We start from the raw sequence: 26,430 nt of genomic DNA, 5'->3' as shown, positions 1-26,430 counted from the left end.
TTATTTTTTATAAAACTTTTTATTCTTTATGTAAGCTAAGATAGTAAATACTAAACCTATGCCCAACCATGCCCAAATCTGATATGGTATAGGTGCAGATTCACCTGCTGCATAACTATGTAAACCAGATAATAAATGATTTACACCTAAATAGGTCATTAATATAGACGCAAAAGAAAAGAAAGCTAACATATTAAAGGTAAACCTACCTCGTAAACCTGGTATTAAACGCATATGCAATACAAATGCATAAATCATAATACTAATTAAAGCCCATGTTTCTTTAGGATCCCAACCCCAATAGCGCCCCCAACTTTCGTTGGCCCACATACCACCTAAAAAATTACCAATAGTAAGCATTACCAAACCAACTGTTATAGACATTTCGTTAATAATAGTTAATTCTTTTATTTGCAAATTGACTCTCTTTTTATTCTTACTGTTAGTTAAGGCATATAAGATTAGCACGATTAGACCGAGAATCATACTCAATGTAAATGGACCATAACTTGCTACAATAATAGACACATGTATCATTACCCAATACGAATCCAAAACTGGTACTAAATTACCTATCGCTGGATCCATCCAGTTTAAGTGGGCAAACATTAATATCATTGATACTACAAAGGCTGTGGCTGCAATTGTTAAGTTCGATTTTCTACCAAATGCTAAACCAAAAGCCATTGTTGCCCAGGCAACATAGATCATAGATTCGTAGCCATTACTCCAGGGTACATGTCCAGAAATATACCATCTTATACCTAATCCAATCAGGTGATACACAAATAATAAAAAAATAATAGCTTTAAATACCTTGATTAAAAAACGTAAAGATTTAGTATCTCTAAATATTTGAACAATTAAAAACACTAGCATCAATACACCCGCCAGCATATATTGCCAGAACAGGTTTCTAAAAATATCATACTTATTATAGAAAATTTCTAAATCAATTTTCCTTTTAGAGGGCATCACCTCATTACCAAACTTCTGCTGGTATTTATGTATGCTTTCTAAATATTCATTTGCTTTAGTATAATCTTTTGTCTGCTGTGCATCACGCAGCGCACCAGCATATAAAGGCAAAATATTAGCTACATACAATGAATCAGTACCTTTATAGCCTGCTGTTTTGTGTTCAACATAAGCATGCCATTTATTATTTTGATCACCCTGAAGAGGGAAGAATTTAAAAATTTCGCCAAAAACAACACCATACAACAGACTTGCACGTTCGTGTACACTTATAATACTTTGTTCATATTTATTTTTAATACGTTTTTTATAAGCTTTTTCTAAGTCTCCACTTAATTTATACTCACCTCTTTCAGTTAACAAATCTGTTAAGCTTAAATACTTTTTATCTAATGGCACACCAAGCATTTCACGTGCTTTGGTATTATTTTTTGTCATATAAATAATTGGGGCAGACAACCACATTCTTGGATTTGTAGCCATAGAAACTACAATCTGATTTGCATCTAAATCTTTGTAATTATCCTTTTTACTAACCTTGCGTAGCAATTCAGAAGCAAAAGTATGTGCTGGTTTCATGCGTCCACCGGCATCTTGAATCACCAATTGACTAAAACGTTCTGCATGCTCTTGCGGTACTTTATCTGTTTGTAGTATAGAATCTATCTGAGCATCTGTAGAATGGTTATGCTGTGCGAATCCAGTTAAAGATAATAATACTAGTATCGCTGTTAAAGTTTTTTTCTTTGCTTTTACCTTATCTAACATAGTATTAAGGTCAGCAAAGCGAGTGCCTCTTAAAAACAAGATAAATGTCATAGCAAAAAATAACAACACATAACCAATATATGTTATCGTTGTACCTATAGCATCATGATTTACTGAAAGATGTGTTTCTTCTACAGCTCCAGTATCGTCATAACTAGATTGAAAGAATTTAAAACCTTTATGGTTCAAAATATTATTCATAAATATTCTAAAGTCAAAAGTTTTGTCCTTATCAATAACCGTTACTTCACTAGCAAAAGACTTAGGGCTATTAGAGCCTGGGTAGCGTTCTAACTGAAAGTCTCTCAATTTTATAGTAAATGGTAATGTTAGCTGCTTTGCACCATAGCTTAATCTGAAATTCAATCCATTTAAACTAAATGTTTTTGGAGGTTGATTTAAATATTTACGGCCAAAAAATGAGGTGCTTTCTTTCTGCCCATCTACTATAGTCTCTATCTCTAAATAATCATCTGGGTGCTCATCTTTATCACCAGATACAATTGTCATTTTTCCTTTCATTGGAGACTCTGGCACAACAAATTGCATACTACCTAAACTATATAATGCTCTTAAATTGAATGCTTGTAGTGAATCTCTTTTAACAACACCTTGTTGTTGTGTTGCCATTACCATAAAATTACCATTGTGCGGTGTATTTATAAATAAGCTATCATTCTTAGAAAGGATATTAATGGCACCTTGAGTTTGCTTATCAAAAGCGACTAATACATTGTGCACATTGGCTATTTCTCCTTTCTTAATGTAGTGATCATGACGCGAACCTCCACCCGACTCTACAAAATGCAAAAATTCTGAACCGCTATTATCAGCTTCAAATTTTTCATAAGCATTTGGTATGTAGTTTACATAATTTACAGCTACATCTTTACCTTTAAATTCGGTTTCTATGGAAAAGTCATTACTTCCTCTAATCAGATTTAAGAACTTAGAAACTAAGGCTACAAACCCTACATCTGATCCAATTTCTGGTGAAAATAAATAAGTCTTTTCTATTTGTTTTTGTACTTCATTATTATCAATTACAGCCGTAAAATATGTTTTCTCAGAAAGCATTTTATCTGTGGCTTCGCCTTCCTGAATTGGCATCATTGCTTCATAGCTGATGTATCTTGTAATACCAGCTCCAATCAATATTAAAATAAATGCTAAGTGGAAAATTAAGACACTTAATTTTTCACTTCGAAATAATCGATATCGAAATATGTTACCTATAAAATTGATCATAAAAATGATCATAATCAGTTCAAACCACCAAGCATTATATACCAGTGCTTTAGAGGCCTGTGTACCATAATCATTCTCTATAAATGTTGCTATACCCATTGCAGCCGCAAAGACTAAAAATAAAACACCCGTAAGCCGCGTAGAAAAGAAGAAATTTTTGAGTTTTTCCATCAAACAAATTGCCTTGAAATAATTCAGCGCGAAGTTACTCAAAAAAGCGTTGATTTTATTGTAATTAACACTTTTTTAAATAGCTAAAACTTATGTAAATTCGCCTTATGATTCAAGTTGTTTTATTGGGCGCTGGAAACGTGGCTACACATTTAGCAAACGCTTTTTCTAAAGTGCAAAATGTAGAATTAGTTCAAGTTTATGGTAGAACAAAAAAATCATTAAAAAATATTGGTAGTAAACTTGATACAACTTGCAATGTAGATGATTTAAAAGAAGCTGATATTTATATTATTGCCATTTCTGATGATGAGATTGCTAAATTTTCATCAAAACTGCGTATTAGAAATTCTTTAGTTGTACATACATCGGGTAGCATTTCTATGGACCAACTACATGGTAAGTTTGGAAAAGGTGTTTTTTACCCATTACAAACTTTTACTAAAAACAAAAAAGTAGATTTTAATGAAATTCCTATTTGTATTGAGGCTGAAGAAAATGATGATCTGTTGCTATTAGAAAAACTGGCATCAGCCATTTCTAATAATAGTTATGTTATCGATTCTAAACAACGTAAAAATTTGCATGTTGCAGCCGTTTTTGTAAATAATTTTACAAACCATTTATATCAAATCGGGCATGAATTATGTGACGAAAACAAAGTGCCATTCGAAATATTAAAGCCGCTTATTCTAGAAACCGCAAAAAAAATTGAAACAATTAATCCTTTAGATGCGCAGACTGGTCCAGCAAAACGCGACGATAATAAAACTATAAAAGCACATATATCAATGCTATCTGAAGAACATCAAAAAATATATAAATTACTAACTCAATCAATCAAAGACACCTATGGAAAAAAGTTATAAAGAACTTATGCCTCAAATAACAACATTTATATTTGATGTAGATGGTGTTTTAACTGACGGAACTGTTACTATTTTTCCTAACGGAGAATTAGTACGTAAGATGCACACAAAAGATGGATTCGCGCTAAAAACTGCTGTTGATAAAGGTTATAATGTTTGTATTATTTCTGGTGGAACAAATGAAGGCGTACGATCTCGCCTCAAAGGGTTGGGTGTAACCGATATTTATTTAGGTGCTCATAATAAGACTGAACAGTTAGACGAATATTTAGACATCTATAATATTAAACCAGAAAATGTACTTTATATGGGTGATGACATACCAGATTACCCAGTAATGAAACTGGTAGGCTTACCAGCATGCCCAAAAGATGCTGTACCCGAAATACAAGATGTATCACTGTATGTTTCTCAAAAGAAAGGTGGTAATGGCTGTGTACGTGATGTTATTGAACAAGTGCTGAAAGTTCAAGACAATTGGAATAGTACTTTTGATGCTAAATATGATTAAGGCAACATGACTCCCGAAGAACGTCTATTGAAGATTCCTGTAATAAGCTGGTTTGTAAAGGTTTTTAAAAAAATCAAAGTACCTGGCTTAGAAGGTATGTCTTTATATGATGTTCTAGAAATGTATGTAATTGGTATTGTTCAAGGTGCACTTACTTCAAGAGCTGGTGCCGTGGCTTTTAGTTTTTTTATGGCATTATTCCCATTTGCTTTATTTGTATTGACCTTAATTCCGTACGTTCCTATTGAAAATTTTGATCAAATCTTTATGGAGTTTGTCAATCAAGCATTGCCTCCAAAAACATATGATGCCGTAGATACCGTACTAGCTGATATTGCAAAGAATAGATATGGTGGATTATTATCTTTTGGTTTTATTCTCTCAATGTTCTTAATGACAAATGGCATTAATTCACTCTTTGGCGGATTTGAATACACATATCATAAATTGCAAACCAGATCTATTATAAAGCAATACTTAGTATCACTAGTAGTATCACTTATATTGGCATTATTATTGTTTCTAACAGTTGGAGTTATTATTTATTTTGAAATTGCTGTAGGCAACTTAATGAAGCAAGGCTATGTATCTGATGATCTTTTTTGGATACAAACTGGTAGATACATTATTATATTTTTAATGATATTTATAACAGTAGCTATGTTTTATTATTTGGGAACTAAAGAAGGTAAAAAAATCTCTTTCTTTTCACCCGGTGCCATTTTAACAACTATTCTAATCGTAATTAACTTTAGAATATTTGCAATATATGTTAAGCGATTTGCACAGTATAATGAACTCTATGGTTCTATAGGAACCTTGTTAATTTTAATGCTGTTTATATGGTTAAATTCAATAATCCTTTTATTAGGGTTTGAGTTGAACGCCGCTATGATTAGATTAAAGAAAAGATGTAAATGAAACGATTTTTAGTTTTTTTATTATTGTTAGGAGTTATTTCTACGCAAGCACAATCAATCTTCGGAAAATGGAAATCTGTAGATTCAGAAACTGGTAAAGAAGAATCTATAATAGAAGTCTATAAAAAAGACGGTAAAGCATTTGCTAAGATTTTAAGCATATTAAACGAAGCTGATAAAGATAAAACTTGCGTTAATTGTAAAGGAAAGAATAAAGACAAGCCTATAGTAGGATTAGTTATTCTTAACGGATTAAAAAAAGATGGTGACGAATGGAATGGTGGAAAAATATTAGATCCTAAAAACGGAAAGTATTATAAATGCTATATAACTTTAGAGAATAAAAATAAATTGAAACTGAGAGGTTATATTGGTATTTCATTAATTGGTAGAACAGAATATTGGTATAAAGTTGAAGGTTAAGATGATGAAAAGAATAAATATTATAGTAATTATTATAGCGCTATTAATAGGCTCGCAGATTTATGCCCAGAAAAAAGGATTTGATCTTAATTGGCAATCTGACTTTGAGCAAGCGCAAACTTTGGCTAAAAAAGACAATAAATTAATATTGATCTACTTTACAAGTTCTGATGATAGCGCAGCTAGTAAAAAATTAAATGAAGATTTCTTTTATACCGAGAAATTTAAAAAATTAGCTGACAAAAATTTAATCTTGCTAAGAATAAATATGCCCAGAAGGCGAGATTTGATTTCAAAATTGCAAAAAGACAATAACCAAGGACTAAGTGATAAATATGGGCAAAAAGTCATTCCCACAGTAGTTCTGACTAATGTAAATGGCAAGAAAATGGGTATGATAGAAAGCTATAATTATCTGCACGATACTAGTAAACATTACAATCTTATAAATACCGCCATAAAGAATAAACTAAAGAAATAAGTTTATCTTGAATAAGCACAAAACCTTTTTTAATTGGAGTTCCGGTAAGGATTCTTCGCTTGCGCTATTTCAATTATTAAAAAATAAATCATACCAAGTTGATGAGTTGGTTACTACCATTAACTCACATTTCAACCGCGTTTCTATGCATGGATTACGCAAAGAGTTACTAGTTGAACAGACAAATGCCATAAATATTAAATCGAGCCTTATAGAATTACCCGAAATGCCAAGCATGGAAATTTATGAGAATATAATGCTAAAAGCTGTTTTAAAACTAAAAAATAAAGGGTTTACACATGCTGCATTTGGTGATATATTTTTAGAAGATTTACGTTCATACCGTGAAAAACAATTACAATTACAGGGGATTAAAGCTGTATTTCCAATTTGGAAAAAAGATACTGCAGAGCTTATTAAAAAGTTTTTAGATGTAGGTTTTAAAACAATTGTAGTTAGTGCCAGTTCAAAATACTTTGACAAAGATTTTGTAGGCACAACTATAGATCAACATTTTATTGACAATTTACCACCTGAAGTTGATCCTTGTGGAGAGAATGGAGAATTTCATACATTTTGTTTTGACGGGCCAATATTCAAAAAAGCTATTGACTTTAGTATAGGTGAAAAAGTCTATCGTGAATATGATGCTCCTAAATCTGATTCTTCAGCTAACAAAAGAGAAAAGTATGGTGTTTGGTACTGTGACCTAATACCTAAATAGAATAGCCTGTTAAACTAATATTTAACAGGCTATTATAAATTAAATCATTTTACAATTAAAAATCAAACTTCAATCCTAATCTATAGTTTCTACCCAATGTAGAAAAACCATAAACCTCTTGATAATCTTCGTTGAAAATGTTGAATATTGAACTATACAACTTCAATTTATCCTTAATAATGGTATGGTTAAAATTCAGGTTTACCAAACTATAATCATCTAATGTCAAACGCTCGGTAAAATCTGCATTAAAAGCTGTAGCTGTACGTACGCCGGTATATTGATAATGTAATGATATATAACTATTATCATTAATAGCGTAGTCTAAGGTAGCATTTGCTTTATGCTTTGGAGCACGAAAAATAACCCCATCTTTTCGTTCAGTAAAAGTATAGTTTGCATTAAAATTTAATTTTTCAGCTAATTTAGACTCCAGCTCTACCTCGACTCCATTAACTTTAAATTCCCCCAAACCATTTTGGTATTCAGATTCAAAAGTGTCAAAATCTAAAGTTACAAACTCTATAATATTCTCTTGATCCCTATTAAAGTATACCGTACTCAAACTAAAGTTATTCCCTAAACTCAAAACCAAACCTGCCTCTATAGTGGTATCTTCTTGAGCCTCTAAATTTGTGTTACCAAAGCTAGGAGAAAACAATTGAAAAAGTGACGGTGTAATATAGGCAGTACTATAAGAGGATAGTACTTTTAAATTATTAGCTTCGTCGAATTTAAATACATATGATGGGTTTATATTGTAAACAACATGGCTTCCATATTCACTATGGTTATTTAAACGTATTCCAGCGTTAAGATTTAATCCGAAACCTGATAAATATGTGATATTAACATAAGGATCAATTATTTGGTCATTTGCATTATTTGCTGTAATAGCTGGTGCAAAATTAGTTTCACCAAAAGGTACGCTAAATGTATTTATTTCATTATCAATATAGTTTACACCTATAATGCTATATAACTGATTGTTGAATTTGTATTTATTGTATAAATCTAAAACATATGATTTTCCTTCTGAAATAGAGCCTGTAAAAAATTCAAATTCAAATTCTCTATCTATATTATTTATAGCGGCATTAACATGTATACTTCCATTGCTATAATTATAATTCGCCCCTAGCCCAAAACGATATTGTTCATTTTCTGAGCTATTATCTTGATCTACAAAAGAAAAACCATCATCAAATTCTGAGGTATACTTATCATAATTTCCGAAAAAAGTAATATCAAATTTCTTCGAAAATTCATATCCTAACTTAACATTTGTAGTTATTTTAGAAAATCTATCACTATCATTTTTAACATCGCTATTTGGTGTATTAGCAGCCGATAAACCATTTGTATTTTTAGTACTAAAATTAGTCAAGTAACTGAATTTACCAAGAGTTCCATTTACGCCTAATACATGCGTAAAATCTGTTATATCAATTCGAGAGTCGTCTTGGGAGTTGTTTGTAGCAATATATGTACCAAGACTAGCTTTAATTCTATCTTTAGAAGCCTTCTTTAAGGTAATATTTATAATTGCTGTAGAGGCTCTATTACCATAAAGTGCGCTAGACGCTCCTTTTAAAATTTCTATTGATTCAATTTGGTCTAATGCCAGCAATTGTAAATCATAATTATTCTCAATTTGCGAAGGGTCGCTTACAGCTACCCCATCAATTAGAACTAATACTTGTCTATTTTGGCCACCACGAAAAAACGTGCTTAAATTTTGACCTGCATTGCCTAAACTACCATTAATAGTAATTCCTGACTTTGTATTAATAATATCGGCTACAGTACGACCTTGATTTCTTTCAATTTCTTCTGGCGAAATTTTAATAATTGTTTTACCTGAATTTTCTCGCTTTAGTGGAAATCGAGAATCAGATACTACTACTACTTCTTCTAATTGTACAACTTTTGTTGAATCCTGTTTTTGTTGGGCATTTACTAAAACTGTGGTTAGTAAAGCTCCTATATACAATAACCTTTTTTTCATTGTTTAAATTTTTTAAATGAATATGGGCTATCAGTAAGAAAGTTGGGGTATGATGTGATATCATAAACCTATACTTTTCCTCCGAAAGCGATGATTAATATTGTTTTGGCAGGTCTCCTGGCTCGCGTCTTGTTAATTCCTTCCCATTCATTAGAACAGTGGTTGAACTATTAACAAACATTCACAAAGTGAATTTAGCTTACAGTTGCGGGGACAGCTCAGGCATTAAACCTGATTCCCTTTTAATTTGAACACGCTTTCGCGGATTCAAAACCAAAATCGTGGCAAATGTATATCATTAAAATATAGCCACCATATAAATTTTAGATTTTGTTGAATGCTTTTGAAAAAGGTGTTAAACAAAATTGATACTTTTGTCAAAATCATTTTTAAATGAAGCATCAAAAAATCCTTCTCCTTTTCCTTGCTATTTTTCTGATTTTTTCATGTAAACAAGAAAAAAAAGAAATAATAAAAACTCAACAAAAAACTTTAATAAAACATGCTAAAGGGTTTGATATTCAGTATTTTAATAATTACATAAAACTAATTATTAAATCACCCTATCCTAATGCAAAAGAGGCCCAAGAGTTTTATATTTTAACAGAAAATAAAGTAGTAAAAGAAGTTACGGATAGCGAATTAGAGATTAAAATACCTATTCAAAAAATCATCAATACTCCTTTAGAAAAAGTAGTAGTTACTTCAACCACACATATACCAATGTTAGAATTGTTAGAAGAAGAAACCAGTTTGGTAGGTTTCCCAAACCTCAACTACATTTCTTCCAAAAGGACCAATGAACTCATTAAAAAAGGCGCTATTACTGAACTTGGTAAAGAACAAAGTATTAATACGGAAGTTTTATTAGAACTAGATCCGCAAGCTGTGATTGGTTTTGCTTTGAGTAGTAATAATAAAATGTTTGCTAACATAGAAAAAGCAGGGATTCCCGTTTTATTGAATGGTGATTGGCTAGAAGAAACACCTCTTGGAAGAGCTGAATGGATAAAGTTCTTTGGTGTTTTATTCAATAAAGAAAAAGAAGCAGACAGCATTTTTAATCATATAGAAGAAGAATACTATGAAGCAAAAGAAATCACTAAAAAAGCCACTAATAAGCCTACTATACTATCTGGTATACAATTTAATGAAGTCTGGAATGTGCCTGCTGGCGATAGTTTTGTAGCTCAGTATTTAAAAGATGCTAACACCACATATATGTGGTATGATAGTAAAGGTAAAGGAAGCCTATCTTTAAATTTTGAGTCTGTGTTCGAAAAAGCGCAACATGCCGATATTTGGATAGATCCAGGGCAATTTACCAGCTATAGCCAAATGCAACAAGCAAATCAGCATTATGATCAATTCGGTGCTTTTAAAAATAAAAATATCTACACCTACGGATTAAAAAAAGGTGAAAATGGTGGTGTTATTTATTTTGAACTTGCTCCAATTCAGCCACATATTGTTTTAAAAGATATTATAAAAGTTGCTCATCCTGAATTGTTACCAGATTATCAACCTTATTTTTTAGAAAAGCTACAAGATTAAATTGAGTAAGACAAAAACATACAATCTTACATTTATAGTACTACTATTAAGCCTAATACTTTGTTGGCTTATTAATATTAGCTTGGGCTCTGTTTCGATACCATTGAAATCAATTTACAGTGGCTTATTTGGTGGAGAAACAAAAGAATCTTGGAGTTACATTATTACTAACTACCGCTTACCAAAATCATTTACAGCTATTTTGGTGGGCTCAGGCTTGTCAATTAGTGGTCTATTAATGCAAACTCTTTTTAGAAATCCGCTAGCAGGCCCGTTTGTACTGGGTATTAGTTCTGGAGCTAGCCTAGGTGTAGCGATTTTAATTTTAGGAACATCATTATTGGGTGGAAGTTTAGCTTCATTAGCCTTTTCAAATTTCGGAATAGCACTGGCTGCAAGTTTAGGAGCATTCTTAGTACTTTCTGCTGTTATGATTGTGGCTAGAAAGTTAAAAAATACCATGTCTATATTGATTATAGGTTTAATGTTTGGTAGTTTAACGGCAGCAGTAATTAGTATTTTGAGTTATTTTAGCAGTGCAGAACTTTTACAACAATACATTTTTTGGGGGTTCGGAAATCTAGGTAATTTATCTTGGGCAGAATTGTTACTATTATTTGTTGTATTCCTTTTTGCTATTGGTATGGTAATAACGATTATAAAACCACTTAACAGTTTGCTATTAGGTGAAAATTATGCACAAAGCTTGGGTATTAATTTAAAAAAAACCAGAAATATTACTTTGATAGCAACTGGATTGTTAACAGGAATTATCACAGCCTTTTCTGGACCAATTGCTTTTGTAGGCTTAGCAATACCACATATAACTAAATTGGTTTTTAAAACTTCAAATCATAAAATTTTAATACCTGCTGTTGCAATTATTGGTGCTATTGCTATGCTAATTGCCGATACTATTGCTCAGTTACCAACTAGTGAATACACATTACCAATTAATGCAATAACTTCAATTTTTGGAGCGCCAATTGTAATTTGGCTATTAATTAGAAAACGCAAAATTCATTTTTAAGTTTGACTGAAGTTAAGAAACATATCATTCTGAAAACTAAAAATTTATCGATTGGTTATAAATCAAAGAGAGAGCAACTTGTCATAGCATCTAATATTAATATAGATTTAGAAAAAGGAAAGCTTGTAAGCTTATTAGGCAAAAATGGTGTTGGCAAATCTACGTTGTTACGAACTTTATCTAAAGTACAGAATGAATTATCAGGAGAAATTACACTTAATGGAAGAAATTTAAAGCAAACTTCCGCGAAAGCATTATCACAACAAATAAGCCTAGTATTAACAGAGCGTATTCCAGAAAGTAACTTAACTGTTTACGAATTGATTGCTTTGGGCAGGCAACCTTACACCAACTGGATAGGCACACTAACCGAAACGGATAAAAAACATATTGATAACGCTATTAAAAACACCAATATAGAGAAGTTAGCCACTAAAAAATGTGACGAACTAAGTGATGGACAATTACAAAAAGTAATGATAGCCAGAGCACTAGCTCAAAATACAGAAATTATTATTCTTGATGAACCAACCGCCCATTTAGACATTCATCATAAAATTGAAGTATTTAATCTACTTAAAACATTGGTGGCAAAATTTAATAAAACAGTCATCATTTCTACACACGAAGTGCAATTAGCCTTACAACTCTCTGATGAGTTATGGTTAATGAATGAAACTTCATTTATAAGTGGTCAAACACAAAAATTAATTATCAGTGACAAAGTTTCAAGTTTATTCGATTCTCAATTAGTTAAATTTGATTCAAAATCAAAACAATTCATTATTAATCACGAGTAATTTTTTACTTTTGGTTTTTTAGTAAAATAAACAACTCATGAAACATATAATTTCCTTTATTTCAATTATTATTTTTATTTCTTGTGGCTCAACAAAAACGAATTCACAAACAACGACAAGTAACGATGCTTCTAGTACAACTCAAAGTCAGTCCACCGTTACATCAAAAGTAGATTTAGCAACAAAATATGCAAATACAATTACCCAAGACGATTTAAAAACGTTGGTATACAAGTTGGCTTCAGATGAATTTGAAGGTAGAAGAACCGGTGAAAAAGGGCAAAAAATGGCTGCCGAGTATTTAGTAAGTTATTACAAATCGCATGATATAAAAGCCGCCAATGATAATGGAGATTATCTACAACCAATTGCAAAAGAATACTTTAGAGGTCAATCTAAAGATGCTTCAGAAAATGTAATAGCTTTTATAAAGGGCTCTGAAAAACCTGATGAATATATTGTGATCTCGAGTCACTACGATCATATTGGTGTAAAAGGTGATAAAATATATAATGGTGCAGATGATGATGCTTCTGGAACATCAGCAGTGTTAGAAATTGCTGAAGCCTTTAAAAAAGCTTTAGATGCTGGTCATGGACCAAAGCGTTCAATTGTATTTTTAAATGTAACTGGTGAAGAAGAAGGCTTATTCGGTTCTAGATATTATACTGAGAATCCAACCTTCTCTCTTGATGGAACAGTAGCAAACCTTAACATTGATATGATTGGTCGTTTTGATAAACAGCATGCTGAAAATCCTGAATTTGTGTACTTAATTGGTGCAGATAAGTTAAGCTCTGAACTACATAATTTATCTGAAGAAATGAATAAAAAATATGTAAATCTTGATTTAGATTATACCTATAACTATGAAAATGATCCGAATAGATTTTATTACAGATCAGACCACTATAATTTTGCAAAGAATAATATTCCAATTATTTTCTACTTTAACGGAGTACATAAAGATTATCATAAACCAACGGACACTGCAGATAAAATTCGATATGACCTATTACAAAAACGTACAAAATTGGTCTTTTATACCGCTTGGGAAATTGCTAATAGAGATAAGCGCATAGTAGTCGATAAAAATTAATTGTATGCTATTCTAGACATAGAAACCACTGGTGGAAAGTATAATGAAGAAGGCATTACTGAGATAGCTATCCACAAATTTGATGGGCATCGTGTTATAGATACTTTTATAAGTCTTGTGAATCCCGAGCGTAAGATTCAACCGTTTGTGGTTAATCTTACCGGGATCGATAATAATATGCTTAGAAACGCTCCCAAGTTTTATGAAGTTGCTAAACGCATTGTAGAAATCACCAAAGATTGTATAGTAGTTGCTCATAATGCTAATTTTGATTATCGCATTTTACGGACAGAATTCAGACGTTTGGGTTTTGAATTTGAAAGACAAACCCTTTGTACAGTTGAGCTGAGTAAAAAACTAATTCCTGACTTAGAATCATATAGTTTAGGAAAATTATGTAGAACTTTAGGAATACCAGTAGCAGATAGACATCGTGCCAATGGTGATGCCATTGCCACTACTAAGTTATTTCAATTGCTATTAGATAAAGATGTTCAGAAAACCATCCTTACACAAACGGTTAGAGACATCCCTAAAAATCAACTGGATTCAAAACTTTTGCGAATTCTAGAAGAATTACCAGCCGTTACAGGTATTTATTACATCCATAAAGCCAATGGTGATATTATTTATATTGGCAAGAGTAAAAACATTCGTAAACGTATTAATCAGCATTTTACCAGTACTACGCATAAATCAAAAAAAATACAACTGCAAGTTGCTGCTGTCACCTTCGAAACTACAGGTAGTGAATTGGTAGCCTTATTAAAGGAAAGTGAAGAAATAAAGCATAATAAACCTGTTTTTAATAGAGCCTTACGTAGAACTATTTTTACACATGCATTGTATAATTTTACAGATGAAAACGGATATACTAATTTAACTGTTGATAAAGTAGGTTATAGAAAAAACCCAATAACCACTTTTACTAATAGACAAAGTGCTAAGAGTTTCTTATATAATTCAATCGAAAAACATGAACTTTGTCAAAAACTAGTTGGCATATATCCTTCTAAAAGTAATTGTTTTAATTACACCATAAATTTGTGTAATGGAGCATGTATTAAAGAAGAGTCGACTGAAGACTATAATAACAGAGTGCAAGAAGTAATAACAAAAAACAGCTTTGAAAATAAAAGTTTTGTTATAATAGATAGAGGTCGAGAGGTAGATGAACGTAGTGCTATTTTAATTGACAATGGTGTTTTTAAAGGCATTTGCTATTTTAATTTAAACTTTCAAATTAATAATATTGATATTTTAAGGTCATTGGTTACACCTATGGAAGATAATAGAGATGTGCATCATATTATAAAAACCTATTTGCGAAAAAATAAAAAACTAAAAATTATAAATTATTAAAACTCAAAAGAGTTTAATAACTTTAGAAAAAATTAATTCTACACATTGACAAAAGACAATAAACCGAATTGGCGTTCTAAACTCCATGAAATTATCTACGAAGCAGATACTCCAGCTGGTAAACTCTTTGATGTTATTTTATTAATAGCTATTCTAGCTAGTATTGTATTTGTAATGTTAGAAACTGTTGATGAATTTGATAATAAGTACCATAACTTTTTGAATGGTGCTGAATGGGTAATTACTATTCTTTTTACAATTGAATATATTGCACGAATAGTTGCAGTTAAACGACCATCTAAATATATATTTAGTTTTTACGGAATAATTGATTTACTATCGACAATACCCAAATACCTCTCATTATTATTTGTTGGTACACATGCATTAGCTGCATTAAGGGCTCTAAGGCTTTTAAGGGTTTTTAGAATACTAAAACTGGCTAGGTATGTAGGCGAATCCAATAGATTGCTGGTTGCTCTTAGGGCCAGCCGAGCCAAAATATTTGTGTTTTTATTTTTTGTGGTTATACTTTGTATCATTTTAGGTACTATAATGTACCTCATAGAAGGTGGTAAAGATGGTGGTTTTACCAGTATTCCACGCAGTGTTTATTGGGCTATTGTAACCTTAACCACTGTTGGTTATGGAGATATTGCACCGGTTACCGCATTTGGGCAATTTATAGCAGCTTTTATCATGATTTTAGGTTATGGCATCATAGCTATACCAACCGGTATTGTAACCGCAGAGTACTCACGTAATAAAGAAGTAGATACGAACACACAGAGTTGTCCTAGCTGTAGTGCAGGTAGGCATAAAGATAATGCCGAATTTTGCTATAAATGTGGCCATATTCTAAATGAAGAATAAATATCTAATTACAATTATAGGCCCTACAGCAATAGGCAAAACTTCGTTGAGTATAGAAATTGCCAGACATTTTAATACTCAAATCTTATCGTGCGATTCTCGCCAGTTTTATAAAGAAATGTCTATTGGCACAGCAGTACCCAGCAAAGAAGAATTAAGTCATGTACCTCATCACTTTATACAAGATCGATCAATTTTTGATGATTATAGTGTTGGTCATTTTGAGAAGGATGCTATCAATAAACTGGAAGAGCTTTTTCAAAAACACAATATAGTTGTTATGGTTGGTGGTAGCGGATTATATGTTGATGCTGTTTTAAAAGGATTAGATGATTTTCCTAAAGTAGGTTCCAATATTAGAAAAACTTTAAAGAATAGATTAGAAAAAGAAGGAATAGCGTCTTTACAAAATCAACTTAAAGAACTAGACAAAAAAACCTTTGAAAAAATAGATATTGAAAATCATCAGCGTATCATTCGTGCTTTAGAGATTTGTATCGGTACTGGTAGACCTTACTCTTTTTTTTTAACAGACAAGCAATCAAAAAGAAACTTTAATTTTATAAAAATAGGACTTACTGCCGATCGAGAAATTGTATATGATCGAATTAATCAACGTGTTGACTTAATGATGGATGAAGGTCTATTAGAAGAAGCAAAAGAATTACATAAACACAAAGAATTAAACTCCTTACAAACAGTTGGTTACAAAGAATTATTTAATTACTTAGATAATATTTGGGATTTAGATTTTGCAGTATCAGAAATTAAAAAGAATACGCGAAGGTTTGCTAAACGGCAAGGTACTTGGTTCAGAAAAGATACTGAAATTAGATGGTTTGATTATGAAGACAACAAAGAACAAATAATTGACTATATTGATAGTATCTTAAAAAGTTGATAAATGAATGAGTACATAGATATAGATACACTAAAGTTCTTATTATATGACGTACATAAAATTCAAAATTTACTTACAACTGATCGTTTTAGTGAATATGATAAGACTTCAATAGATATATTTATAGATTCGGTTAAAACATTTTCTGACAATTCCTTATTTCCATTCATTAAAGAAATGGATGAAATGCCAGCTTGTTTTGATAATGGTAATATCATTATTCATCCTCAATTTGAAGAAATTTTCAAAAAAGCTGGAGAAATGGGCTTAATAAGTAGTCTATTTAGCTTTGAAGATGGAGGTTTACAAATGCCATCTAGCATTTTTCATGCAGCCTATTTAATTATGGAAGCAGCCAATAATCATGTAACAGGTTATTTAGGTCTTACTGCTGGTTCTGCAAATCTTATTGTATCATTTGGCAACCAGTATTTAAAAGATGCGTATGTGCCAAAAATGTTAGACCTTACTTGGGGAGGTACCATGTGTTTGACAGAACCTCAGGCTGGTAGCTCACTTTCAGATGTAGTTACTTCAGCCACTCCAACTACCGAAGATTATTATCTGATAAAAGGTCAAAAAATATTTATCTCAGCTGGTGATCATCAATTTGCAGAAAACTTTGTGCACTTAGTTCTAGCTCGTATAGATGATGCGCCTGCAGGAATAAAAGGGGTTTCATTATTTGTGGTGCCAAAATATAGACCATTAGCAAATGGAGATTTAGAATCGAATGATGTAGCTGTGGCTGGAGAATTCGAAAAACTAGGTCAAAGAGGATATTGTACAACGCATATAGTATTTGGTGATAATAATGGTGCTAGAGGTTGGTTAGTTGGCGAAGCCAATAAAGGCTTATCGTATATGTTTCAGATGATGAATGAAGCACGCGTGGCTACTGGCAGAATGGGTGCTGGTATAGCAGCAGCTGCCTACTATTCATCTTTAAATTATGCTAAGGAGCGCCCTCAGGGAAGAAAACTGAATAGTACCGGTCAAAAGAACATTAATGAAGAACAAACATTAATAATTAATCATCCGGATGTAAAGCGTATGTTGTTAACTCAAAAAGCTATTGTTGAAGGCTCAATGAGTTTAATAGTTGAAACAGCTAATTATCTTGATAAAGAAATAACAAGCAGATCAGAAGAAGAAAAGGAGAAGTACAATCTGTTATTAGAATTATTAACACCAATTGCTAAAACATATCCTGCAGAGAAAGGCATAGAGGCATGTAATAATGCAGTACAGGTTTTAGGTGGCTATGGTTTCTGTATGGATTTTATGCCACAACAGTTTTCTAGAGATATTCGTATCATTTCTATTTATGAAGGCACTACAGGTATACAATCTTTAGATCTATTGGGTAGAAAGATTACTATACAAAATGGTAAAGCTTTAAAATTATTGGCAGAAGAAATTCAAACCACAATAAATACCGCAAGTAGGCATGATGAATTACAAGCATATGCAACTACTCTATTAGAAAATTTAGGATTAACACAAAAAATTATTGGTGTATTAATGCCACATGCTTTAAAAGGAAATTATGAACGTTATTTAGCGGATGCCAGCATTTTTATGGAGTTCTTTAGTACGATTGTCATCGGATGGCAATGGTTAAAAGCTGCTGTTTTAGCACAAGAAATTCTTATTAATGGTGGTGGAGATCAAGGTCATGGGTTTTATGAAAGTAAAATTCATACCATGAAATTTTTCTATACCTACGAAATGACCAAAACGAAAAGTTTAGCCAACATACTTATGAATGATGAAGAATTGACTATTAAAGCAACTTCTGAAACATTTTAAATAGTTTATGAATATCAAACAGTGGAAATCTTTAGGAGAGTACCATACTGTTTTAAACAAACAGGTTTTTGTTATTGATAAAGGTTCTGCTAAAGAAACACTCGTTATATTACATGGCTATCCTACGTCATCATATGATTATTATAAAGTATTAGATCAATTATCAGAAAAATTTCGAGTAATTATTCATGATCATCCAGGATTCGGGCATTCAGATAAGCCACTAGATTATTCGTATTCCTTAATTGAACAAGCAGAAGTCGCTTTAAAACTTTGGGAACAATTAGGAATTAAGAATACTACTATTTTAGCTCATGATTATGGAACTAGTGTAGCCACAGAAATACTCGCACTTTCTCAAAATAGTACCATTAATTTAAAAATAGAATCAGTTATTCTTTGTAATGGTAGTGTGCATATTGAGTTAGCAAAATTGCGTTTTATACAAAAGCTATTAAAACACAAAACATTTGGACCAATTGTAGCTCAATTATCTAGTCAAAGAACATTTGTTCGAAATATGAAGAATATTTGGTATGACTCCTCTAAAGTCTCTATTGAAGAACTAAAAGAAATGTGGCATTTACTTTTAGGAAATAATGGTAGGAAAGTGTTACCAAAACAAACCCAATATATTAATGAACGCTATCTGTATTGGAACAGATGGGTTGGAGCATTAAAACAAACTGTATTACCCATAAAAATTGTATGGACCACTGAAGATCCTATTGCCATAAAAGCTATTGCTCAAAAACTACATAGTGAAATACTAGATAGTGAATTACACTTTCTAGAAAAGTCTGGTCATTTTCCTATGTTAGAAACTCCTAAAGAATGGTTAGAGCTGATTTTTAAAGCTTTAAAAAAGTAGAATCGCTTATCGGTTTGTGTATGGTTAGTTGCGAGCTTATATACTATACTTTTTGGAAAGTATATTACAAAATAAAAAAAGAATAGCGACTTGAATTAAGATTCAAATCGCTATTACTTATACATGTTGTTGGCAATAGTTATTGGACTTCAATTTGACTCCAAATCCCAGTTTCAGCAGTTTCTTGTGCATATTCTTGAAATGTTTTAGCCTTTCTTCCTAAAACTCGTTCAATATCTTTAACTACCAGTTGATTTTTTGGGTTGGTTAAAACATGACTAAATAAATACTGAATTAACCACACAACATCATTAGGTATTTGCATTTGTTTCATGCCATCGATATACTGCTCTAGCGTGATATCATAAAAATTCAAATTTCTTTTACTAGTTCTTGAAATGATATTCACAATATCTTTAAACGTGATTAATTCTGGACCAGTCATCTCAATAATTTCACCATTATAAGTATCATCCAGTAATACAGTTGTTGCTACTTCTGCAATATCATCTGCATCTACAAATGGAATTAAAATATCAGACATTGGTAATGCAACTTCTCCTGAAAGAATAGGGTCTAAAAAGAAACTTTCGCTCCAATTTTGGTTAAACCACGAGGCTCGAACAATGGTGTAATTTATGCTAGAATCCATTACAATTTTTTCACAGGCTTCAGCTTCAGTTTCACCTTTTCCAGAAAGTAAAACCATTTTTTTTACACCTAATTCTTTTGCTAAATAGGTTAAACTCTGAATGGCTTCTTTGGCTCCTGGAACAGCCAGGTCAGGATAATAAGTGACATACATTTTTTCTATACCTTCTAAAGCAGTGATCCACGTATCTTTATTATCCCAATCAAAGCTTGGTGATGCATTTCTTGAGCCAACTCTTGGTTCAATTCCTTTGTTTTGCAATTGTTCAACTACTCGGCGACCAGTCTTACCAGTTCCACCAATAACTAAAATGTTAGATTTCATAATTTTTGTTTTTTGAATTATGATACAAATCTATTGTAGCTGTGAACCAGAGACTTATTCAAAAAGAATTATGATTTATTCGAAAAGAATTTTACGCTTGACTAGGTCTATAGCCAAATTTTTTTTCAAAAGCGTTAGAGAAAGAACCTAAACTATCATAACCTACAGCCCAAGCAGCTTCTTGAATAGTTTTTCGTTCGTTCTTTATTAAATTATAAGCTTTTTTTAACCGTTCGTTTTGTAAGTATTTGAAAACAGGTACGCCAAACTGCGCTTTAAATTCTGTTTTAAGTTTATTTGTATTAGTTCCGATTTTATAGGCAAGCTCTGTTAAGGAAGGCGGATTTTCCAAATCTGATATTAAAATTTCTTTGGCTAGATTGATTTTTTCTATTTGCGAAGTATCAAGTTTTGTGTGTTGTTGTTTTGCCAATTGTCCAAAATAATGAGAAAGTAAAGCTGTGATATGGCTTTTATAAAACATCATTTTAATTTCGCCCTCATAGGTATTGTTAAAGAACTGTTCAACTAATTGAAACATTTCTGGGCTCATATTAAATACTGAGCCTTCAACATAATGATCTTTAGGGTGAATTAATTGATATAGAAATTGTTCCAAGAATTGTCCTTCACCATTAGGCAATTTGTCTATGTTCCTTATTGTTGTTGCGATTACCAGACATTGCAGCGATTTTAGTTTGGAAACATGATGTTCAAACTCTACCATATTATCTGCATAAAATGATAGCACCATACCTTTGGTGTGATGGAATTCTTTGACTTTTCTATCAAATTTTACGTTTAGTCTAACATCACCTGCACCATAAAAGGCAATAGCTATTACAGGTTCGTCAAAAAAACATGAATCTATTGAATTATTATCAGTGGAAGCCACTTCCAACAAGATTGTATAATCATTTATATCTATTATATCACGATTCATTCTTATGAATTATCTCAATCGATTTTAATTATTGCCAACGTTAAGCTAATGTGAATTTTAATTCATTTTAGCAATTGATAAGCGAAGCTCGTTGAAATTAAATTAAGAGTCAAACTAAATACCTTCACTCAATAAAGTACAAATAATTTTGACCAGCCTCTACTCTTGTAATTTATACATCAGCTTCACATATCGTTGAACTTCAGAATCAAAATTCTTATATAACGAGCTATATTTTGGCGCAAACTTCGCTTTAATTTCTGTCAGAGTTTCTTCTAAGTTTTTCTTATTCGCATAGCTGACTTTTACGCGTTTCCAAACGTTGGATAATAAATCTACATCTCGTATTACCGATTTAATTGTTGTTGCTTTACCATGTCCTGTTAAAACATTAGTAGGGTTTAGCTTTATTATATGATTTAGGGTATCAATTAAATTAGGAATATTTCCATGACCTGTAATCATAGGCATGTAATCTGAACTCAATACATCCCCTCCAAATATAATTTTCTGTTTTGGAAGCCACATTAAAATATCGCCTGGAGAATGTGCGTCATTAGACATTATAAATTCTACTTCTACTCCACCAAAATTTCGTTTTTGCACTTTAGTCAATATCGAAGTAGGATACATAAGTTGTGTAGAACCAATGGCACCTTTAGTCACTTTAGTATAAAACTCCAAAGATGGTTGCCCATGCTCTTTCATTGTTTTTAACGCATTATTGCTCGTAATAATTTCAGCATCTGGAAAAGCAGCATTACCAAACCAATGATCTGCATGACTGTGTGAATTAATAACCCAACGAATTGGTTGATTTGTGACTGATTTAATGGCTTTTTTAATTTTGTTACCAATAGTTTCAGAGGAACCTGTATCAAAAAGCAATACGCCGTTTCCAGTAACTACAAAATGACTATTAGAATTCCAACCTTTATTCTCCCGTGTAGGCAGTCCAACGGATGGCGAAACAATACTATATACATTATCGGTGATAGTGGTTACTTCAAAACCTGAATTATTAGTTTTATCGTTCTTTTCATATAAAACAGAAAGTGCTCTACTTATCATCGCAGAAACTACAGATAAATGTGATTCGTTTTCAAAAATAGTTGTAGTAATTTGAAGATTTTCACTATTCTTTCTTAGTAAGTCAGAAAGCTTTATCATTCCAGAAGTCATAGCTTCCTCTTCATCTCCTCCAGCAGAAATAAACACTTTAGTAGACGGAATATCCCAGATTTTAGTTTGAGCCAAAATTGTTTCTGCTTCATTCAGCAATTCATTATTTTTCCACATTAGTGAAGGGCTACTTATTGCATATCGATTAAAGGTATCTGTGTCATTCAAAAAAGTGTAAGTTGCAAATAAGCCTCCAAGAGAATGTCCTAAAATTCCATTATCACCATTAGTTTTATAATGTTTATCTACAAATGGAATGATTTCAGTTTTTATACATTCTAAAAATTGCTTTGCGCCACCAGATTTAAACCTTTTAATATTTTTATCTTCAGATGGTGTAAACTCATAAGTTCTATTAGTTTGCCAAGAGCTCAAATCGTGCCCTGAACCTATACCAACAATAATGACATCTTCTATTTTGTTCTCAAAATCTAAATTAACACGAGTACCATCAATTATTGAAAACATATATTTTCCATCTAAAACATATAAAACAGGGTAACTAACTGAGTCTTTAGAGGTATAAGAAGGTGGAAAAGACATGTATAATTGATAGTCTTTATTCATTATTTCTGACTTAACAATATGGTCTTCTTTAAGCACTCTGTTTTTAGCTTCTAATTTTTGAGCAAATAAATCACTATTAAAAGAACATAACAACAGTATTAGTAAAATTGTTGTTTTCTTCATGGTTGATATCTTTAGTTATAAAGCATTTATTATTAGTAAGCGAAACTATAATTAATCGGTTTAAACTAACTAGTTTAAAAAGTTAATAGTTTGTGAATTTTCGTTTCAAGAAAATGATGATTTAATTACTTTCAAATTTTACTTTTCTTATAAAAAGAAGGTGTAGTACCTTCAAATTTTTTAAAGGCACTATTAAAAGAAGATAAGCTGCTAAAACCAGTATCGAAAGCTATTGAAGAAATTGTAAACTTTTCATTTTCCTTATTAGAGAGTAGTTTCTTAGCTTCTTGAATTCGATAATAATTAATAAAATCATTAAAGTTTCGTTTTGCATATTCATTAATAACAGTAGAGGTCCTTTGCGTGCTTTGACTTATCATAATACTTAATTTTGAAAGCGACAAATCAGATTCTAGATATAATTTTTTATCTATTATTAATCTAGAAATATCATCAAATAATATCGAGTTATCATTTGCTTTAAATGCCTCTCCATCTATATCAGTAGCTTTTAACTGAAAAGCTTTATAACTCAAAAAGTAAATAACAATAGAATAAACAATTGGGCCAATAACGTATGGCACGGCGTCATCTAAAATATTCAATACATAAGAAATCCAAATAATAATAAAACCTACAATTAATAAATATAACCACCGAAATATTGATTTTTGTGATTTAGTTAGATCTTCTTTATTATAGACTTGTTTTATATTTTTAATAATCCTCCATGACAAGAAGATATAAAAAGCAAAATGGAAATAAATAAAAAGAAGAACACTAGCAAATAAGACGATTGCTTCTTTGTTATTGGTATCAAACCATTCTTTGGTAATAAAAAAGCTTGAAATAAAGATTAGACCAAACGGGACTAATTCTAATAAGTAACTTTTGGGCAATTTAAAATTAGGGCGTGTCATTCCCAACATATACCATCTTAATAAAGGACCAATAATTAATAAAAAGGCTAATCCTGCAAAAATAAAAATAGGTTCAAGCTCATCTCCAAAATTCATCATTACTGACTTCCCTATCCTAAATGCCATAAAAATCAAAATCAATCCCAATAAAAAATTAGTAATCGTTTTTTTCTTTTTAAAAAAAAATAAATAAAAAGCAAAGAGTACACCATACAAAAGTCCTGCACTACTAACTATAATAAGAAGTATATCTAAAAAACTCAATAGATTCTTTTTCTCAAATTTAAGGATAAATTATACGCACAAAAGCACAAATTCAATAAAGAACTTATGCTCTCAAGGTCAACCAAAATCATTTTACATTTAACTTTTGTCTTTTGATTTACTTTTAACATAAGAAGTAATTCCAAGAACTCCAAAAAACCTACCTATTTCGCCTTTCATAGCGGCAATAATACTATGAGACGCTAGTAACATTCTATCTACTGATTTTTTTTCTTGAGTCACTAATTTATCTATAAGTTCCTTAGCCTTTTTTGAACCTTCTTTTTCATAAACTTGTAATACTTCTACTGCGTTTTCTTCACCAGTTATTTCTCTGTGCTTAGGCGTATAACCTAATTGCTTAATCATGGTTTCAGCAAATTTCCAAGTAGACCAGGGGTTTTGTCCTGTTATTAAATTTTTATCATGACTTACTTTATTTAAATACATGGCGCCTTCATTAAAATTGGCTCCATTAGAAGTTAATTTATCCTGTAAAAGAAAAGGGAAAATAGATTCAGCATCTGGTATTAAAAGTAATTCTTCTTTATTTGTGAAACTAGTTACCGTTTTATTCTCTAAAAGGTGACTACCGTCATCTAATGTAACATTTACCAAAGCTGCTGGTCCATGACATACAGCTCCAATTACTTTATTGGTTTGATAGTAGTTTTTTACAATTTCTTGGATGGCTTTATTCTCTGGAAAATCGAACATAGCTCCTTTTCCGCCAACAAAAAATACGCCTTGATAGTCATCCACATTTATAGCATTTATAGCAATGGTATTACTTGTTTTATGTTGTGCAATAGAATCATTTAAAAAAGCATAATCGAACACTCCCATATCTTCATCATCAATAACAACTGGAGGTTTACCGCCCAACGGGCTTGCCACATCGACCTCAAAACCATTGGCTTTAAATACATAATAAGTACGAGACAATTCTGTTAACTCATAACCTGTCTTCTTTCCGCTATTCCCCATCATATCTGTACTTGTAACTACTGCCAATACTTTGCCGCGATTAGGAATAATATTCTCAGATAAATACAAAATGTCATCAACTTTACTAGCAGTTAGGTCTTTTTTCATCTCATCTAACGGTAAGAGATTAATAAACCATGCTCCAAATGAAATAAGTAGAATTAGTAAACTTAAAATTGAGATTAACGTCCATTTTAATTTAGGGTATTTTTTAAGTTTTAAAGTAAATCCAATACTAGCTCCTAAAGCTGTTCCTACACTAATCCAAAGAGGTAAATTATTTATAGTCAAACCTATTAAAACACCAAATACTAATCCTAAGAGTATTCCAACGCCAATTCTTTTTTCAGACTTCATAATAATACAAATGTTTTATAATTATGCCGCGAAGTAATATCAATTCATTATTAAAACCTGTCGAAATGATAATTTCGTCAGAGGAAAAGATGATTTAATAAGTAAGAGCTAGTAGATTAAAGCTAGAAGATCTTTTTATTGTAAAGTTCTGGATGTTTGCCTTCAATGTCTTTATAGAAATCTTCAATTACTTGCATATCTTTTTTGAACTTACCAGTTAAGCTATAAGCACCTCCAACTCCTGCAATTTTATTTTTATAATCTAAAAAACCAAAAGACACAGGCACATCTGCATTTTTAGCAATATGATAGAAACCAGTCTTCCATTTCTCTACTCTTCTGCGTGTACCTTCCGCAGGAACCATTAAAATTAACTTATCTGATTTATTAAAAAGTTCGACGGAATAATCAACCAGATTATTATTCTTTTTTCTATCTACACCTATGGCACCCAGCCATTTAAAGAAAAAGCCAAAAAAACTATTCGTATAATTGTCTTTAATCAAAAACTTAGCATCAATACCTTCTAACCAGTAGACTGCTAGAGCATACACAATATCCCAATTGGAAGTATGCGGCGCTGCCAGCATCACAGATTTATCAACTTTAAATTCTTTTTTATAATCGGCCTTCCAACCTGAAATAAAAAGGACAAATTTTGCTATTGGTTTTTTCATCGTATTTCCCGAGAAGTAGGAATCTCATCAA

The 26,430-nt window shown here is 31.5% G+C and carries 23 protein-coding genes and 1 riboswitch; of the genes, 15 read left to right on the top strand and 8 right to left on the bottom strand.

The window, feature by feature from the left end; all coding sequences use genetic code 11:
• The gene (ccsB, locus tag AC1EUV_RS10600) at positions 1-3,165 is read right to left on the bottom strand and encodes a c-type cytochrome biogenesis protein CcsB (RefSeq protein WP_480198681.1); all 3,165 of its coding nucleotides are present in this window, start codon (positions 3,163-3,165) and stop codon (positions 1-3) included.
• 107 nt (positions 3,166-3,272) lie between these two features.
• Between ccsB and AC1EUV_RS10595 the strand changes: the two genes are divergently transcribed.
• The 6 genes from AC1EUV_RS10595 to AC1EUV_RS10570 are packed head-to-tail and all read left to right on the top strand — an operon-like array spanning position 3,273 to position 7,093.
• The gene (locus tag AC1EUV_RS10595; protein ID WP_480198680.1) at positions 3,273-4,034 is read left to right on the top strand and encodes a Rossmann-like and DUF2520 domain-containing protein; all 762 of its coding nucleotides are present in this window, start codon (positions 3,273-3,275) and stop codon (positions 4,032-4,034) included.
• Complete coding sequence (locus tag AC1EUV_RS10590; RefSeq protein WP_480198679.1) at positions 4,018-4,545, top strand: KdsC family phosphatase; 528 nt, start codon at positions 4,018-4,020, stop codon at positions 4,543-4,545. Before AC1EUV_RS10595 ends, AC1EUV_RS10590 begins: the two co-directional genes overlap by 17 nt.
• 6 nt (positions 4,546-4,551) lie before the next feature.
• Entirely contained in the window at positions 4,552-5,466 is a 915-nt protein-coding gene (locus AC1EUV_RS10585) for a YihY/virulence factor BrkB family protein (protein WP_480198678.1), read from the top strand.
• Positions 5,463-5,888 (top strand): DUF2147 domain-containing protein, encoded by a 426-nt coding sequence (locus AC1EUV_RS10580; RefSeq protein WP_480198677.1) that lies wholly within the window; start codon positions 5,463-5,465, stop codon positions 5,886-5,888. Before AC1EUV_RS10585 ends, AC1EUV_RS10580 begins: the two co-directional genes overlap by 4 nt.
• A 1-nt stretch (position 5,889) precedes the next feature.
• Positions 5,890-6,369: a thioredoxin family protein gene (locus AC1EUV_RS10575; RefSeq protein WP_480198676.1), complete on the top strand. Its 480-nt coding sequence runs from the start codon at positions 5,890-5,892 to the stop codon at positions 6,367-6,369.
• A gap of 7 nt (positions 6,370-6,376) precedes the next feature.
• Positions 6,377-7,093 carry a Dph6-related ATP pyrophosphatase gene (locus AC1EUV_RS10570; protein WP_480198675.1) on the top strand — a complete coding sequence of 239 codons (717 nt, stop codon included), beginning with the start codon at positions 6,377-6,379 and terminating at the stop codon, positions 7,091-7,093.
• Positions 7,094-7,148: 55 nt separating this feature from the next.
• Here the strand turns inward: AC1EUV_RS10570 and AC1EUV_RS10565 are convergent, their stop codons facing one another.
• The gene (locus AC1EUV_RS10565; protein ID WP_480198674.1) at positions 7,149-9,101 is read right to left on the bottom strand and encodes a TonB-dependent receptor plug domain-containing protein; all 1,953 of its coding nucleotides are present in this window, start codon (positions 9,099-9,101) and stop codon (positions 7,149-7,151) included.
• A 90-nt stretch (positions 9,102-9,191) separates the two neighbouring features.
• Positions 9,192-9,394, bottom strand: a riboswitch (cobalamin riboswitch).
• 100 nt (positions 9,395-9,494) lie between these two features.
• Between AC1EUV_RS10565 and AC1EUV_RS10560 the strand changes: the two genes are divergently transcribed.
• The 9 genes from AC1EUV_RS10560 to AC1EUV_RS10520 are packed head-to-tail and all read left to right on the top strand — an operon-like array spanning position 9,495 to position 19,403.
• Entirely contained in the window at positions 9,495-10,655 is a 1,161-nt protein-coding gene (locus AC1EUV_RS10560) for an ABC transporter substrate-binding protein (RefSeq protein WP_480198673.1), read from the top strand.
• 1 nt (position 10,656) lies between these two features.
• Positions 10,657-11,685, top strand: a complete 1,029-nt coding sequence (locus tag AC1EUV_RS10555) for a FecCD family ABC transporter permease (protein WP_480198672.1) — start codon at positions 10,657-10,659, stop codon at positions 11,683-11,685.
• A 2-nt stretch (positions 11,686-11,687) separates the two neighbouring features.
• Positions 11,688-12,485 carry an ABC transporter ATP-binding protein gene (locus tag AC1EUV_RS10550; RefSeq protein WP_480198671.1) on the top strand — a complete coding sequence of 266 codons (798 nt, stop codon included), beginning with the start codon at positions 11,688-11,690 and terminating at the stop codon, positions 12,483-12,485.
• Between the two features lie 37 nt (positions 12,486-12,522).
• Entirely contained in the window at positions 12,523-13,584 is a 1,062-nt protein-coding gene (locus tag AC1EUV_RS10545) for a M28 family metallopeptidase (protein WP_480198670.1), read from the top strand.
• Positions 13,585-14,946, top strand: a complete 1,362-nt coding sequence (locus AC1EUV_RS10540; protein WP_480198669.1) for an exonuclease domain-containing protein — start codon at positions 13,585-13,587, stop codon at positions 14,944-14,946. It abuts the gene before it with no gap.
• A 45-nt stretch (positions 14,947-14,991) separates the two neighbouring features.
• On the top strand, positions 14,992-15,819 hold the full coding sequence (locus tag AC1EUV_RS10535; RefSeq protein WP_480198668.1) for an ion transporter: 828 nt from the start codon (positions 14,992-14,994) through the stop codon (positions 15,817-15,819).
• On the top strand, positions 15,809-16,720 hold the full coding sequence (miaA, locus tag AC1EUV_RS10530) for a tRNA (adenosine(37)-N6)-dimethylallyltransferase MiaA (protein ID WP_480198667.1): 912 nt from the start codon (positions 15,809-15,811) through the stop codon (positions 16,718-16,720). The genes AC1EUV_RS10535 and miaA overlap by 11 nt, the downstream gene beginning before the upstream one ends.
• Before the next feature lie 3 nt (positions 16,721-16,723).
• Positions 16,724-18,532, top strand: coding sequence for an acyl-CoA dehydrogenase family protein (locus AC1EUV_RS10525; protein ID WP_480198666.1), 1,809 nt, complete (start codon positions 16,724-16,726; stop codon positions 18,530-18,532).
• A gap of 7 nt (positions 18,533-18,539) precedes the next feature.
• The gene (locus tag AC1EUV_RS10520) at positions 18,540-19,403 is read left to right on the top strand and encodes an alpha/beta fold hydrolase (protein WP_480198665.1); all 864 of its coding nucleotides are present in this window, start codon (positions 18,540-18,542) and stop codon (positions 19,401-19,403) included.
• A 139-nt stretch (positions 19,404-19,542) separates the two neighbouring features.
• On the opposite strand, the gene AC1EUV_RS10515 is transcribed toward AC1EUV_RS10520, so the two are convergent.
• The 6 genes from AC1EUV_RS10515 to AC1EUV_RS10490 all read right to left on the bottom strand — a co-directional run bounded on the left by AC1EUV_RS10515 (position 19,543) and on the right by AC1EUV_RS10490 (position 26,399).
• Complete coding sequence (locus AC1EUV_RS10515) at positions 19,543-20,379, bottom strand: SDR family oxidoreductase (protein ID WP_480198664.1); 837 nt, start codon at positions 20,377-20,379, stop codon at positions 19,543-19,545.
• A 91-nt stretch (positions 20,380-20,470) separates the two neighbouring features.
• The gene (locus AC1EUV_RS10510) at positions 20,471-21,322 is read right to left on the bottom strand and encodes a helix-turn-helix domain-containing protein (RefSeq protein ID WP_480198663.1); all 852 of its coding nucleotides are present in this window, start codon (positions 21,320-21,322) and stop codon (positions 20,471-20,473) included.
• A 159-nt stretch (positions 21,323-21,481) separates the two neighbouring features.
• On the bottom strand, positions 21,482-23,194 hold the full coding sequence (locus AC1EUV_RS10505) for an alpha/beta hydrolase-fold protein (protein WP_480198662.1): 1,713 nt from the start codon (positions 23,192-23,194) through the stop codon (positions 21,482-21,484).
• Between the two features lie 131 nt (positions 23,195-23,325).
• Positions 23,326-24,240: a helix-turn-helix domain-containing protein gene (locus AC1EUV_RS10500; protein ID WP_480198661.1), complete on the bottom strand. Its 915-nt coding sequence runs from the start codon at positions 24,238-24,240 to the stop codon at positions 23,326-23,328.
• A gap of 237 nt (positions 24,241-24,477) precedes the next feature.
• Positions 24,478-25,722 carry a type 1 glutamine amidotransferase domain-containing protein gene (locus AC1EUV_RS10495; RefSeq protein WP_480198660.1) on the bottom strand — a complete coding sequence of 415 codons (1,245 nt, stop codon included), beginning with the start codon at positions 25,720-25,722 and terminating at the stop codon, positions 24,478-24,480.
• 122 nt (positions 25,723-25,844) lie between these two features.
• Positions 25,845-26,399, bottom strand: coding sequence for a 1-acyl-sn-glycerol-3-phosphate acyltransferase (locus tag AC1EUV_RS10490; RefSeq protein WP_480198659.1), 555 nt, complete (start codon positions 26,397-26,399; stop codon positions 25,845-25,847).
• Positions 26,400-26,430: the final 31 nt, after the last annotated feature.

Source organism: Maritimimonas sp. 2304DJ26-3 (genome assembly GCF_056591635.1).
This window is presented reverse-complemented; position numbering and strand designations above follow the sequence as displayed.

What these genes read in the sequence shown, in the direction of transcription:
- ccsB (WP_480198681.1), bottom strand. Translation starts at nt 3,165, where the DNA reads ATGGAAAAACTCAAAAATTTCTTCTTTTCTACGCGGCTTACGGGTGTT.
- AC1EUV_RS10595 (WP_480198680.1), top strand. Translation starts at nt 3,273, where the DNA reads ATGATTCAAGTTGTTTTATTGGGCGCTGGAAACGTGGCTACACATTTA.
- AC1EUV_RS10590 (WP_480198679.1), top strand. Translation starts at nt 4,018, where the DNA reads ATGGAAAAAAGTTATAAAGAACTTATGCCTCAAATAACAACATTTATA.
- AC1EUV_RS10585 (WP_480198678.1), top strand. Translation starts at nt 4,552, where the DNA reads ATGACTCCCGAAGAACGTCTATTGAAGATTCCTGTAATAAGCTGGTTT.
- AC1EUV_RS10580 (WP_480198677.1), top strand. Translation starts at nt 5,463, where the DNA reads ATGAAACGATTTTTAGTTTTTTTATTATTGTTAGGAGTTATTTCTACG.
- AC1EUV_RS10575 (WP_480198676.1), top strand. Translation starts at nt 5,890, where the DNA reads ATGATGAAAAGAATAAATATTATAGTAATTATTATAGCGCTATTAATA.
- AC1EUV_RS10565 (WP_480198674.1), bottom strand. Translation starts at nt 9,101, where the DNA reads ATGAAAAAAAGGTTATTGTATATAGGAGCTTTACTAACCACAGTTTTA.
- AC1EUV_RS10560 (WP_480198673.1), top strand. Translation starts at nt 9,495, where the DNA reads ATGAAGCATCAAAAAATCCTTCTCCTTTTCCTTGCTATTTTTCTGATT.
- AC1EUV_RS10545 (WP_480198670.1), top strand. Translation starts at nt 12,523, where the DNA reads ATGAAACATATAATTTCCTTTATTTCAATTATTATTTTTATTTCTTGT.
- miaA (WP_480198667.1), top strand. Translation starts at nt 15,809, where the DNA reads ATGAAGAATAAATATCTAATTACAATTATAGGCCCTACAGCAATAGGC.
- AC1EUV_RS10525 (WP_480198666.1), top strand. Translation starts at nt 16,724, where the DNA reads ATGAATGAGTACATAGATATAGATACACTAAAGTTCTTATTATATGAC.
- AC1EUV_RS10520 (WP_480198665.1), top strand. Translation starts at nt 18,540, where the DNA reads ATGAATATCAAACAGTGGAAATCTTTAGGAGAGTACCATACTGTTTTA.
- AC1EUV_RS10515 (WP_480198664.1), bottom strand. Translation starts at nt 20,379, where the DNA reads ATGAAATCTAACATTTTAGTTATTGGTGGAACTGGTAAGACTGGTCGC.
- AC1EUV_RS10510 (WP_480198663.1), bottom strand. Translation starts at nt 21,322, where the DNA reads ATGAATCGTGATATAATAGATATAAATGATTATACAATCTTGTTGGAA.
- AC1EUV_RS10505 (WP_480198662.1), bottom strand. Translation starts at nt 23,194, where the DNA reads ATGAAGAAAACAACAATTTTACTAATACTGTTGTTATGTTCTTTTAAT.
- AC1EUV_RS10500 (WP_480198661.1), bottom strand. Translation starts at nt 24,240, where the DNA reads ATGGCATTTAGGATAGGGAAGTCAGTAATGATGAATTTTGGAGATGAG.
- AC1EUV_RS10495 (WP_480198660.1), bottom strand. Translation starts at nt 25,722, where the DNA reads ATGAAGTCTGAAAAAAGAATTGGCGTTGGAATACTCTTAGGATTAGTA.
- AC1EUV_RS10490 (WP_480198659.1), bottom strand. Translation starts at nt 26,399, where the DNA reads ATGAAAAAACCAATAGCAAAATTTGTCCTTTTTATTTCAGGTTGGAAG.